Raw genomic sequence first — 13,919 nt, 5'->3', positions numbered from 1 at the left:
GATATATAATTCATTAAAAAAATAGATACTGAAACAATTGTGAAACAAACAGATAAGCAACAGACCAAACAATCAAAACAGTTATTGCCATGGAAACAAAACATATAAAAAGCGAACTTCTGTATATTGAAGAACATCGGTCATGTCAAAACTACATGACAACGATTGAAACTGGATTTAAATATCTTGAATTCGCTAAGAATGCAGCATTTGAAGAAGATAATACAACAAAAAATTATCTCCTGTTCTTCCTGAAAGGCGATTTCACCATAAGTTGCAACCAGTTTCATAACAAGTTGTTTCATGCTGGAGAAATGATACTCATCCCTCGTTCTTCCCGACTAAAAGGATTTGCGGGAACCGATTCAAGCCTGCTCTCCATGTTTTTCGATATACCTGCAGAGAACTGTGACAAGCTCATATTACAGTCTTTATCAAATGTATGCAACAACATTGAATATGACTTTTCACCAATTAAAATACGCTATCCATTAACACTATTTCTTGAAGTATTAACTCACTGCATCAAAAACGGAATGAGTTGCGCACACTTACACGGGCTGATGCAACGAGAGTTTTTCTTTCTTTTACGAGGGTTTTATGAAAAACAGGAGATTGCAGTATTATTCCACCCCATTATCGGAAAAGAAGTGGATTTTAAAGATTTTGTCATGCACAATCATACCAAAGTAGATAATATAGAGCAGCTTATCTCACTATCGAATATGGGAAGAAGCTGTTTTTTTACCAAATTCAATGAAGTGTTTGGTATGACAGCTAAACAGTGGATGCTGAAACAAAAGAACCAAAGAATATTGGAAAAAATGACGGAACCAGGAGTATGTATAAAAGATATCATTGAAGAATTGGGATTTGATTCGCAAGGTAACTTCAACCGTTACTGCAAACAACATTTCGGATGTACCCCCAAACAACTGATAGAGCAATGTCAGGCAACCAATCAAACGAGTTAGCCATTATTGTCCCTATCTGTACAAAATGAATAAATTATTGGACTTTATGATAAATTCAATATTGAAAAATTTCATTTACTTTGCAGCGTGAAATATATTAAGAAACAAAGATATTTTAATATGATCTCTATTACGGAATAGATTACAATATTGCAAAGATAAATAAAAATATTATATCTTCTAATTCTCAACAGATTATATTACAAATAATTATTTCATTTGGATAAGTTTGTAACGATGCTATTCACCTGATTGAGCATGGATACATCAAAATCCTTTAAATAGACGCGTGTCATTTCTTCCGAAGTGTGTCCAAGTCCGGCACTAATCACAGAAATCGGAGCTCCATAGTCACGTGCGAGGGTAGCCCAAGTATGCCGAGCAGTATATGTCGTTAACGGTACTTTAATGTCAGCTACAACAGCGATTTTCTTCAAATGGCGGTTGATACGCCCTAACGCCAGACGGTATTTTTGGTATCCCGAAGCATATTCACCGCTAATGATCGGAAAGAGATACTCATTCTCCGTGTTATATTTATCTATCACGCCCTGCATCTGCGGAGTCACCACTATACGAATCAGCTGTTTCGACTTATGGCGGGAATAAGTCAGCACACCATTACAAATATCGGTTTTCTTCAAAAGGACAATATCGACAAAAGCCATTCCCTGCGCATAAAAGCTGAACAGATACAGATCGCGGGTAAATTCCAGTTCTGGTTCATTCTCCAAATTCAAGTCCGCCAAATTCTGCATATCCGTCCGTGACAAAGCACGTTTTACAGTCTTCGCCGGGCGGGTCTGTGCCTTCGCAAATGGATATTCGCCACGAGGATGATAACCGTCCGTTACCGCTTGGTTATACAAAGAGCGCAAATTGCGCAGATAATAACTTACCGTATTGCCAGAAGCACCATTACTATACAGAAAATCCTCGTATCTCCTGACGAACGCCAAATCAACCTCTGACATCCGCACATCAGGGCGACCTATAAATTTTGCCAACGACGAACGGGTGCTCTTGTAGGCCGCAGCCATTCCTACTTTCTTCAGTTCCTGCTTACGCTCAATTTGCGCATTAATATATCGCAATAAATAAAACTGTGATTTTCCTGTACCAAAAGCATTTTGAGTCAGAATATCCTCCACTGTAAATTCTTCTCTTGTCCGCTCAAGCTGCCTGATCCGAATATCAATCTGATTCCGCATCTTTCGTAACTCGCGGTTCATTTTCACGACCTCCGTAGCCGTAAAAGTAGAACCTACGCCATTCATAATCTTCCCTTCCGACTCGTCAAACACCTCTTCTTTCATCCGGTAGCCTGTATACAGTAATTTTTTTCTCCGATTGTGGATCACCTGAAATACTAAAGGGTAACTGCCATTATTCAATATCCTGCTCTTGTTCAGCATAAGTTTCACTGATGTTATCATATCTTGCTTTTTTTGTTTGAGACGTAAAAGTACGAAGTTCACCTTACTTATCAGAACTATTTTTCCGCCTGTTACGCAAGAAACAAGAAAAGGAATAAAAAGTTTTTCCACTTTAAGAATAGTTATCTGATAAATATAGTTAAAACACACGTCCTATTAATTAGTATATTTTTATTACATATTGTCAATATACATACGCATAAATTAGATATGTATACCATTTATGATATTTCATTACATAACATAAAGATTACCGCTATTCTTCCTTTTGAAAAATCAGAATATTAGGCATAGCTTTGCACGATGGATTTTAGGGAGCCGTCCGTTCCTTTAAAAGGAAGAGGTCATTCCTCGGTGTGCAACGGGTCGTTCCTTTTAAAGGAACGGCCCGTTGGTTTTAAAGGAAAAACCGGCATTTGTAACCATTTGAATTTCAACTTCTTACCAAATCAGAATTCCGTCCCCGTAACCCATGGGATTTTTTCCAACAAACACGACGGAATCTGCCGCACGAAACGGCAATCAGTATACAACAAATTTCAACAATTCAAAATTCAAATCCCATGGTTACAGTCACGTTTGCCATTAAGCCATATCTGGCGAGGTATATGTATGTCCGGTACGGACAAAGTTTAGAACTTCAATCGCACAACATTCCACCTTCAAGGCTCCCCATCCCCATCCACCTCTCCCACCTCACTCCCATTTATCATTTCTTGCATCAATTGTCCGTTCCTCATCCGCAAGGCGTCTCCTGGAAAGAGACTGGAAATATTACTTTTGTTCTTCCCAGCCCAAGACAGGGCAAGAACCCGGAAATCTACAATTACTTCGGTCAGGACAGTATCTTTATTATCGAAAAGGAAATTGAGGTGGAAATGAAAGCGGAGCTTTATTCGTTTCTGTTGGAAAATAAGTTCAAAAACGGAGTGATGTATATAAAGTCGATGCATGAGTTTGTGGTAAAGTATGATATGGCAGATTCGGTGGAAGAGGAAAGTTTGATGAGAGGGTTTCAGAGGTGGAGGAAGAAAATGAAAAAGATATAACGTTAAGTAACTAATCAAACTTAAGCAGCATAATAGCTAAAGTTAATATTCAATCGTATTCCTATCGCCGCCAAAACCCTGTTGATGACATAAAAAAGCAATTCAATAGTGACATAGCCCTGTGGTCTACCCCATTTCCCTTTCATAATACGTCACAACGTCTCCTCAATGTTCAAATGAGGAGAATACGGGGGAATATAGAAGAGAAAGAAACCTCGTTTTCCCATATGGGACACATTCGATTTATTTTCTCATTATGGTATACACTTGCATTGTCAAGCAGAAGCTTTCTACTAAGCTTCTTTGGCTGCACACACTCTATTGGTCCAACTCACTGGTTTGCGCATAGCTCCCTCGCCCAAACAGTCCATTATGTTTTTGCAACCTTAACCAAGATGTATATATAATCTTTGTAATGCAATTTAAACATATATGAAATAATTACGAATACTACTTAGAGAAATAATTCATACTGTGATTGACTTGAAAAGTTAGGGATTATCAAAAAATTATGCTACATAAGTTACTTAATTCGCTATGAAATATGTAAATTACCACTTAATATTTGATAAAAATTTATGTACATTGAAATTTATTTCTTATTTTTGTTATCCAAAAGGATTTGACAATGGTAGATAAACATGCCAACAGTAATTCTTTTAGAAAAGAAACGTACTAGTAAATGACTAGTAGAATAGCACTACGAGAACCCCGCAACAATTCCAAAATGGTACATGGATACTACTCAAGCGTCACTTGAAACATTAGTGGTAGTTGCGAAGATTCTAGAATAAACATAAAAGAATTGCTAATATTAACAGAGTAAATCTGTTTCTAAATATTAAGAATGACATCTAAAGATAAAATATTAATTGGACTAGTTGATGCTGACCTATTGAATGGTGGTACACGTCACCCTAATCTTGTACTATTGAAATTAGCGGGTTTCCTAGCTGATAATGCAATTCCTTTTCGTTTGATAATAGATAAAGATGAGGATGTTATGGAGTATACCACTATATATATGTCCAAAGTTTTCTCATTTACCCCAGACCCTCCATTTTATGAGAAGGTAAAGAAAACTCCAGACGAAAACAAGTTTAAAATAGGTGGAACTGGTGATTATGCTATAAAAAAGGATATTAAAGACTTCAAATCTTCACGTACTCGTGACATGAATCAATTGGAAAATGATATTTTTTTGAATAATTATCCAAATAAAAGAGGTGGAAAGAAAAAATGGGGAATTGATATGTGTAGGCAAATGCCATATTATCATCTTTATGACGAGTACATACAATCAAAAATAAAAGCAGGAAGAAAGAAATCATACTTTAATGATTATCTTTATTACTCAATAGGTTTTTTAACACGCGGCTGTATTCGCCATTGCCCTTTCTGCGTTAATAAACTTGAAAATAAGGTTTATCGTTATTCGGAATTAGAATGGTTTTTAGATGATGAGAGGAATGAGAAAGGCGATTTGATTCGTCCTTATATTTATCTTTGGGATGATAATTTTTTGGCAGCTCCAAAAGAAATTTGGCAGCCGATGTTACAAAGTCTCATCGATTCAAAACGTCCATTCCAATTTCGACAGGGTTTAGATGAACGCATTTTGGCTGAAAGTAAAGATGGTGAAGAAATTGCTCAGATGTTATCTAAGTGTAAGTATCATGGCGATTTTATTTTTGCGTTTGACAACTGGCGTGACCGTGATAAGATAATCAAAGCATTAAAAATCTGGAAGAGATATAATTCCAAACGCGGAACGAAATTCTATCTTTTTTGTGGTTACACATTGAAATCCGGTGAAGATGAGAAACTTTATAATGACATCAAAATACTATTTGAACGAATCAAAATTTTGATGCAATATGGCTGTTTCGGTTATGTAATGAGACATGCAGATTATGTCAATCATAAATTGTCAAATATTTATGTTCAAATAGCGCGGTGGTGCAACCAACCGCAGTTCTATCGCTACATGTCATTTTGGGAATACTGCTACCGCAATCAATCATATTGGGAGCAAAAGACAAAGAAACTAGATGTTCCCAATCAAATTTCGTTTGAAGAATTTGAAAATAGGTTGAGCAATGGCTATTATGAAAAGAATGGTCTCAAACTTTGCAAAACAATACAGACATTTGTCGACTTTTTAAATAAATTTCCGCAACATAGGGAAGAAATATTAAAGATGTTTAATTACAAACTAAAAGATTTGGTTAACCCTACATTTTGGACTAAGAAAGAAATATGATTATAGACTATACAAATAGAGATTTGTCTCGATTAGAGCATCTTATAACAAAGAATGACGGGACTCCATTACAGGGCGAGATTGACATGTACAGACGTATTGTACATGATTGTGAAAAGAGTTCAATAATGTGGCATTTTTGGCATGATGTAAGACTTCACATTACTTCTGGTAGAGCTGGAGAGATACAACTGGATTTTTTACTTATTTGTGAACTTGGGGCGATTGTTATAGAGGTGAAAGGTGGAGCTATACAGATTGAAGCAGGTCATTATTTTTACCAGAACAAAGGAACACTCACCCAGATGGAACGTTCACCGTTCAAGCAAGCTGAAGATTACCAATGGGCGATTATCAACAATAAAGTATTAAATGGAGAAGAGGTATTCATTGACCATCTTTGTGCCTTCCCTCATGCAAGTCTTGAACGCACAAGCAACAATCCCGTTCAGGATCTTTCTTACAAAATGTGGAATAAAAACAAACAAGATTCGGATACTTCTTTTGCAGACTTCTGTATCAATGTGTTGAACGAAGACAAACGGAGAAGACATTGGTTTAGCTGCAATCTTTCTACAAAAATCCTCTCATCTGTAGTTAACAGTTTTGCACCTACGATCAAAGATGCAGGAAGATACAGTCAATCATCATTAAAGGACATTTTAACTTGGTTGAACATCTCTAATTTGGATGCATTAGATAGCCTGCAACGGAATCACCGAGTGGCAATAGAAGGTGGTCCGGGCACTGGTAAAACAACAATAGCCAAGGCTTTTATTAAGAAAAACAAGGGATTGAATGGCTTGTATCTATGCTGGACAAAGTTGCTTGCTGCACAAACTAAATACATTCTTCAATTAGAAGGGCTTAGCAATTGCGATGTAGAGAGTTATGCTTCATATTTGCATCGTATTTCTGGTGGACAAATATCTATCAATGAGTTAAGCCTTACAACAGGCTTGCAGGAACTGGAGTCAACTATTATAAAATATTTGCAAGACAAATATTATGATTATGTAATTATAGACGAAGCACAGGATGTTGCTGATAAAGGAATGATTACCATACTAAGAGAACTAACGTCATTGCAACATACTGGTCTGCGAACAGGCCGATTTTTAGTTTTATATGATATTGAGCAAGGATATAATAGTGGCACACGTAATTTAGAATCTGCAATAGATGAGATCTTACATACTTCGGCACATTTTACAATCAATGGTAATAAACGAGTTCCGACTAATATAGAGATTGTAAGATATGCAAATGAATTAATGACAGTGAACTCTGAAAATCTAACAGCTTTTTGGAATAAGATTAGTAATGATGAATGTGCCTGTAAAATTCATTTTGTAGAGGATTCTAAAGTTCTAACAAGAGGTATTAAGCAACAAAGAAAAGAGATGATAAGCTCTAATTTTTCATTGGATAATTCTACAATTCTTGTACATTCAGATTTGCTGACCTCTTTGCAGGATAGTCAAGATTCCATTTATGATAAATTATCATATTCGGATTCTGTTATAGAACTTTCTAAGGAGAATATATATAGATTGCCAGAACGTGCTATTGGACTTTCTTCTATTTTAAAATACAAAGGATTGGAAAATGAGAACATCATACTTGTGATCCCTGCCAAGCAAGTTAAGAGTACCTACGAAAATTTCTTGTTTGAAATTTATGTTGGTATGACTCGTGCCATTATGAGTCTTGATATATTCATACTTAATATATAACACAACATGATCGACCAGCACTTTATAAATCACTACAACAAGAATAATTCGGATGTAAATCTGATTATTGATGTGATGTGTCATCCTAAAAAGGAAGATGCACGAATGTTCTTGTGCATGATAAATGACGTGATGAACTATTACATAAGTAGAATAGATGATGAAGTGCGTTATCCGCTGCTGTATATTCCTGCTTCAGAAGTTTGGGCACAAGAAATATGTATTGAGTTTGTTACATTGAAACTTTCATTGCTTTACAACCGATTAATACAAATTAAATTGCGCGCAGATATAGAAAGAGCTTGTATGACTTTACCGATGGATTGTTCTGCCAAATCAAAAAAATTCAAACAGGCACAGAACAACTACAAATATTCAAAGCATATTTATAACTATATTAAGAACAGGAATATACCGGAAAGCAGTATCAACAAAAACTTGATAATTTGTAAGCCTTTTGATTGTTCTGTTCGAGAGAATCCTTATCTAGATAATTATTGTGGTAATGAGAAAACCATATGTGATAAGTGCTATGCTGTTTCCAGAGCAGACATTGAAGTAGGAGCATTGGATCGCCCTATAAAGAAGAATAAAGGTTTATGCAAAATAGAAAACATGTTCGTGTTTCTTTCCAGAAGCGCAAATGGACGTTTCTCTGAAGCATATTCGTTTCAAAAACCGAGAATAGAAAGACTTAATAAGTTAGGGGCAGGAATACAAAATGTATTTTACTTTTATTTTTCAACGAAACCATATAAATTGCAAAGGCAATTAACGTGGAAGCTTAAAAATGCCGCTGACATATTGCATGAGGATGTAAAGGAAATGAAAGATTTTATTTCTATATCCGCAGAAGAATCAGACTTCATCTTTGGAAGGATTCGCAAACAAAACAAATTAATTATACAGCAAGAAGGATTAGATGATTTCAAGACACTTGTTGATGATGCATTAGATGCTTGTGAATACAATATTCAGGCAAGAAACAATTTGGCAGTTTGTTTCAATGAATACTCTCAAAACTTATTCAAAAACGAATTCGAAAATTCTATTGACGACATTGATGCACAGTATTTTGATATATTTTTTAAAAATATTCAAAATACATGGGAAAATAAAATCTTCCCAGAAATCATGACATTTTTGAATGGACAGACAAAAGTTTGTCTCATTCTTGATTATTTCATGCCAGACTACTACAAGCAGCATATCGTTTCAGTGTTTGATTCATATGGAATTGGTGTTATAACACAAACATTCAAATCGTTAAAATACAAAGCATTAGAAGGTAAATACGTTTCGAATAACCCATCAAACAAGATAATTGTATTGTCTTATCAAGGACATTATGTAGGTAGACCATACAATCATTATCCAAATTCGTTTGACCCAATCTGTTTGTGTGAAAAACAGGAACTATTGAATATAATCAACCCGTTTGTTTTTGACCCATATTATGCGGTGCATCATTACGAATACATGAGAACTCTAAGAAACATCTTGTCGTCTGACTATCGCATAAACTATGTAAAATGTACAGTTCCCCTACCAGAACGACCAAAGCGAAAGATTGATGACAGCCGAGACCGCTCAACATCCCGTTCTAGTAATAGTCATAGAGCAAATCAAAACAATAAGCGATATAGTGCTTTCACAGGCAGTGGTAAGTCAATTAAACTGATAGAATCTGACTATGTTATCTGCAAAGAGAACAATCTGTTCAGTAATGAGCAAATAATACCAGTATCATCTCTAAATTCTCTTATGCAAGAGAGTGAACAGGCATTCTTAATATGTCCGTTATCAAAATTGCAAGATATTTTAGAATCAATTCTTGAGCAATCAGAAGATGAAATCAAGAAAGACGAATTGTATATCCGTCAAGATGAACGCTATGCTTTAACAGATGATGAAGTTTCATCTGAAAGTGAACTTTGGGAGATATTACTAAGAAGAAAAGTTGAGCTAAGAGGTGCTGATATCGTATTTGCTGAAGTAATGGAGAAAATACCATATTCCGAGCAAATCAAAAGACAGTCTTTTGAGCGTTGGTACGCTCAAAACAATGATATGATTTTGCCAAGAAGCCGCAGGATGCAGGATGTGCTCTTCCAATATTTGTCAATTGCAACTCCATATGATAAAATTATTCGGCGAAAGAAAGCTCAAAAAGGAACAAAAACAGAACAAAAGAATTCGATGCTTAGGTCATTCCTTTGTAACAACTTGTTCTCAGACGATTATAAGCAATCGTTCGAAAGGTTGAGCGATGGTATGAAAGATATGTTTGGCATTGACAATCATGATGACTTAGAAGCATTGATTGACTTGCTAAAGAAAGAAATTGATTATACTGAAATAAAAAATATATCTATATATGATAAGAACTAAACGTGAATCTTTGGAACTGTTCATCAAAGAACAACTCATCGGCCCTGGCGGTTGTAAGGGGCTGTATTCCTTGAAGTCAGGCTCTTCTGTCAGTGAAGAAACAGATTTTTCGGGAGAAGTGGTAAGTACAACTCCTGGTTCAATTTACAGTTCAGCTATATTGTTTCCTTTCAAAAAAGAAATTAAGACCGGTGACGCTTCCAAACAAGTAAATACGGATACGGAATCCGAAGCAATAGAAACGCCAGATGAAAATTACGAGCAAGAAAATGAACTTGAAGAAATAATTGATAACTTTCAGAATGAAGACGAGGATTTGAATTCTTTGAGTAGAAGGTTCCCTTCTTCAATGGGAATATCATGTTGTTTAGATTCTAGTTTCGCCAATGACAATGAATTGAAAATTGTTGTTTCAGGTCGCTATTACACAAAATTAGAACAACACACACGGCTTGAAGTCATAATCGAAGAACAGGAAGCTTTTGAGGCTTTTTTCAGGAAGAATGCTGCCATGTTTAATGAATGGTTTGAGCTAGAGGGAGACAAACTATCATTACGCCAAACGATTCCGCAAGCACAATTGAAAACTTATAAAGAAAGTCTAAGAGCACTCAATATTCAAATAACAGCAGAGATAGCAAAAAATCCTGATGGGAGTTTTGATACGATTTTCAATAACCCAACTTTCAAGGAACAGTATAGATTTTTTAGTTCTTACAAAGAACGATTATTCAAGAATATTTCTTCATTAAAAGAGAATAATGCATATTTTACAGCCCAAGAAGTTGAGACAATCAAAAAACGAATAGAAACGATAGAGCGATATGAGACATTTTTTTCGTACTTCGAAGACTTAATTTCCATTTGTGACAGTCGGAATTTTGGTTATTGGGTAGAACATCCTTTTTCAAAAGAGATTGATTTGAGTTCGGTAAAGTTAAAGATCTCGTTAGAGGATGGCAAGGTTATTTATTCACCGAAAAAGAATAAATGTCTCAAAGATATTATTGCTGTCAAAATCAGCGACAATATACAACTTTCTCTCTCTGTCTGGTTACAGTTGATTAAGACTAAAGATAGCCGAACTTACTTGAAGATATTGCTAAACAATTCTTCGACAGAAGTAACGACTGACGGACAACATTATTATTCCATCGTGTCAGAGACGGTAAACGAAAGATGTTTCTTTGGAACTAAAATAGAAGCAATAAGCAAGCATCTTTGTCCTTATAAAAGTTTACAATCTGATAATCTTGATGACGAGGAAGCTCACAATCTTAATTTTCTTTATCGCAGGATTGAGGATTATGGTGTTGGACATCTTTGTTCTGTTGACTGGAAGAAAGATGAGGATGGAGTGATGCATGTCTTTTCGGAGTTTATGCCGAGTATTGAAACACCGGATGTTGAGCCTGTTCCACGAGACAAGTCTTGTGAAGTGGCTGGACAGGACGGATATGTTTTACCCAAGCCTTATCTTGAAGATAATCAATGTCTTCAGTTTAAATGGTTGTCATTCTTTTCAGAAACTTCTGATGAAAAGATTTTGAGTGGTTTGTTGGAGTTCGTGTCTACATACAAAATGTGGATTGAGACACAACGAGATAGTATTAGTGAACTGAAGGATTACGAAACTGCTACTCAAAATGTTGATGCTTGTGAGGCGGATTATGAAAGAATGAAACATAATGTGATGGAATTCTTGTCTGACTCAGCTAAGATGAAAGCATTTAGAACCATGAATGCAGCGATGTTTATGCAATTGTGGCACAACAAGAAAGAAAATCAAAAAAAGGTTAGAGATGAAGAATCTATTTTGGATATCGATTTCTACAGAAAGGCTACAGACAACATATTCCCCAAAGTTGAACATGCAGCTTGGAGACCATTCCAGTTGGCGTTTATTCTTTTGAATCTTGATGGCATATTTAAGAGTCAAAGTGATGTCTCTTGGGCAAACCGCAACGAATTGGTCGATTTGGTATGGTTCCCGACAGGTGGTGGCAAGACGGAAGCTTATTTGGGTTTGATTGCCCTTACAATTATCAATCGCCGCTTGACTTGTGGAGAAGCGGGTTATGGCGTAACGGCTATTATGCGATATACGTTACGATTGCTGACTACCCAGCAGTTCCAAAGAGCACTGCGTTTGATTCTTGCTTTAGAGCAAATTCGTCTATGGGAAATAGATAACTGCAATCTTGGTAAAGAACAGATTTCAATAGGACTGTTTGTTGGTGACCAATCACTGCCTAATTCGTTAGAGGACCTGAAAAAAGAATGTCTTAAATGGGAAAGCAGAACTGAATCTGGAAATAACAGCAAAATTCCATTGGATGTTTGCCCTTGGTGTGGTTCTAAACTGACACACGAGACAAGTCGAAATAGTGGTGTGAAGTTTTTCTGCGAAAATGTTTTCTGTACTTATGATGTGGGAAATGCGGTGATTCCTGTCAGGTTATGTGATGACGATATCTACGTAAATCCTCCTACACTGTTGTTTGGTACAGTAGATAAATTCGCTCAATTGGCTCACAAGGTTAATACTAATAAAACTTCTGCAAGTAAGGATTCAAGACGTTTGTTTGGTCGTGGTACGAATTGGCAAAAACTACCTCCAGATCTTATCATTCAGGATGAGTTACACTTACTTTTAGGTCCGTTAGGCTCTGCTGTCAGTTTGTATGAATGTGCTATTGACCAACTTTGCACGAGAAAAGAAGGAGACTTAACAATTCGTCCTAAGATTATTTCATCAACTGCTACAACTCGTAATACGACTTTGCAGGTTCGTGCCCTCTACGATAGAGGAGTAAGCATTTTTCCTAAGAATGGTATTGACTATGATGACTCTTTTTTTGCTTTCTACAAACGATGCAAAAAAAAGGGAGACGAAGATTGGTCGTTTGTCTCAAAGCGCAGGTATATTGGAGTGATGCCGACAGGCAGAACACAGATGACAACACAGATGAGGCTTGCTGCTATTCTATTTGTCCATCGTGCAATTTTTGAGAAAGAGAATTTGGCTAAGTTGAACGACAAAGATTTTATCAAAGCTGCCGATTACTATTTCACTACCATTTCTTATTTCAATAGTTTGAAAGAGGTTGGCAAAACGGATGCACAGTTCTACATGGAATTTACTAAATACACTCGTCGTCTTTACAAACGTGTGATGCGTTACTCCAATATGCTGGAATGTTTCTATGCATATAACGAACGTTTCTCCAAATCAGAACTTACAGGGCGACTTTCTGGAAACGATGCAGTTGCAGAATTGAATAAGGTTCAGTCAATAAGTTGGAGTCCAGAACATCGTTTTCCTTATCAAGAGGGGGGAAATTGGCAACAGGCAATCAAACCTGACGATTTCATCCTTGCAACAAATATGATTTCTGTTGGTCTTGATGTATCAAGATTTAACACCATCATAATGAACTCAATGCCGAGAAATATTGCTGAATACATTCAGGCAAGTTCTCGGGTTGCACGAGAAAAGGAAGGACTAGTGCTGACTTTGCATAATCCTTTCCGTTCTAGAGACGTATCACATTTTGAGAAGTTTAGGGAATTCCATGAGAAGCTTTACTACTATGTTGAGCCTATCTCAATCACTCCATTCTCTCATAAGTCTGTAGAAAAATATTTACCATTATTCATTGGCGCATATGTGAGACATCTATACCCAACTTTAGCTGATAATAAATCTGCAGGCAATATAGACATGGTTAAGATAGGGGAAATTGAAAAGAAAGTTAAGAAATATTTTGCTGGGCGTCTGGAGAGGACAGCAGAACTCTCGGGCATTGAACGTGAATTGCTGACAAAAGATTTGTTTGACTATATATGTTTGATGGTTCATGAAATGCTGGAACAATGGATAAAAAAGAAAGAAGAATCGCAAGATTTGGTTTATATAAAGAATCGTTTGGGACGAGACCAGCAAGCTACGCCATTATATTCCTCTACAGAGGATTATGATGAAATTCGACAGCAGAACAAATGGAAAGTTCCTACTGCGTTAAGAATTCTTGAACCAGAGGCTGTAATCCACATTATCAAATAAAAAT

Annotated in this window: 7 protein-coding genes; 6 read left to right on the top strand and 1 reads right to left on the bottom strand. The window is 36.2% G+C overall.

What is annotated here, in order from left to right:
- Positions 1–89: 89 nt before the first annotated feature.
- The gene (locus ACT8YW_RS02345) at positions 90–974 is read left to right on the top strand and encodes a helix-turn-helix transcriptional regulator (RefSeq protein WP_099147594.1); all 885 of its coding nucleotides are present in this window, start codon (positions 90–92) and stop codon (positions 972–974) included.
- A 215-nt stretch (positions 975–1,189) separates the two neighbouring features.
- Here ACT8YW_RS02345 and ACT8YW_RS02340 read toward each other — a convergent pair whose 3' ends face one another.
- Positions 1,190–2,410: a site-specific integrase gene (locus tag ACT8YW_RS02340; RefSeq protein ID WP_211420268.1), complete on the bottom strand. Its 1,221-nt coding sequence runs from the start codon at positions 2,408–2,410 to the stop codon at positions 1,190–1,192.
- 563 nt (positions 2,411–2,973) lie between these two features.
- Between ACT8YW_RS02340 and ACT8YW_RS02335 the strand changes: the two genes are divergently transcribed.
- The 5 genes from ACT8YW_RS02335 (at position 2,974) to ACT8YW_RS02315 (ending at position 13,915) form a co-directional block, all read left to right on the top strand.
- Positions 2,974–3,459: a hypothetical protein gene (locus tag ACT8YW_RS02335; protein WP_444103855.1), complete on the top strand. Its 486-nt coding sequence runs from the start codon at positions 2,974–2,976 to the stop codon at positions 3,457–3,459.
- 847 nt (positions 3,460–4,306) lie between these two features.
- The gene (locus tag ACT8YW_RS02330; protein WP_444103854.1) at positions 4,307–5,722 is read left to right on the top strand and encodes a hypothetical protein; all 1,416 of its coding nucleotides are present in this window, start codon (positions 4,307–4,309) and stop codon (positions 5,720–5,722) included.
- The gene (locus ACT8YW_RS02325) at positions 5,719–7,458 is read left to right on the top strand and encodes an NERD domain-containing protein (RefSeq protein WP_444103853.1); all 1,740 of its coding nucleotides are present in this window, start codon (positions 5,719–5,721) and stop codon (positions 7,456–7,458) included. Before ACT8YW_RS02330 ends, ACT8YW_RS02325 begins: the two co-directional genes overlap by 4 nt.
- 6 nt (positions 7,459–7,464) lie before the next feature.
- Entirely contained in the window at positions 7,465–9,849 is a 2,385-nt protein-coding gene (locus tag ACT8YW_RS02320; protein ID WP_444103852.1) for a hypothetical protein, read from the top strand.
- On the top strand, positions 9,836–13,915 hold the full coding sequence (locus ACT8YW_RS02315; protein WP_444103851.1) for a helicase-related protein: 4,080 nt from the start codon (positions 9,836–9,838) through the stop codon (positions 13,913–13,915). Before ACT8YW_RS02320 ends, ACT8YW_RS02315 begins: the two co-directional genes overlap by 14 nt.
- Positions 13,916–13,919: the final 4 nt, after the last annotated feature.

Source organism: Bacteroides sp. (genome assembly GCF_052357945.1).
Classification (GTDB): Bacteria; Bacteroidota; Bacteroidia; order Bacteroidales; family Bacteroidaceae; genus Bacteroides.
This window is presented reverse-complemented; position numbering and strand designations above follow the sequence as displayed.

What these genes read in the sequence shown, in the direction of transcription:
- ACT8YW_RS02345 (WP_099147594.1), top strand. Translation starts at nt 90, where the DNA reads ATGGAAACAAAACATATAAAAAGCGAACTTCTGTATATTGAAGAACAT.
- ACT8YW_RS02340 (WP_211420268.1), bottom strand. Translation starts at nt 2,410, where the DNA reads ATGATAACATCAGTGAAACTTATGCTGAACAAGAGCAGGATATTGAAT.
- ACT8YW_RS02335 (WP_444103855.1), top strand. Translation starts at nt 2,974, where the DNA reads ATGGTTACAGTCACGTTTGCCATTAAGCCATATCTGGCGAGGTATATG.
- ACT8YW_RS02330 (WP_444103854.1), top strand. Translation starts at nt 4,307, where the DNA reads ATGACATCTAAAGATAAAATATTAATTGGACTAGTTGATGCTGACCTA.
- ACT8YW_RS02325 (WP_444103853.1), top strand. Translation starts at nt 5,719, where the DNA reads ATGATTATAGACTATACAAATAGAGATTTGTCTCGATTAGAGCATCTT.
- ACT8YW_RS02320 (WP_444103852.1), top strand. Translation starts at nt 7,465, where the DNA reads ATGATCGACCAGCACTTTATAAATCACTACAACAAGAATAATTCGGAT.
- ACT8YW_RS02315 (WP_444103851.1), top strand. Translation starts at nt 9,836, where the DNA reads ATGATAAGAACTAAACGTGAATCTTTGGAACTGTTCATCAAAGAACAA.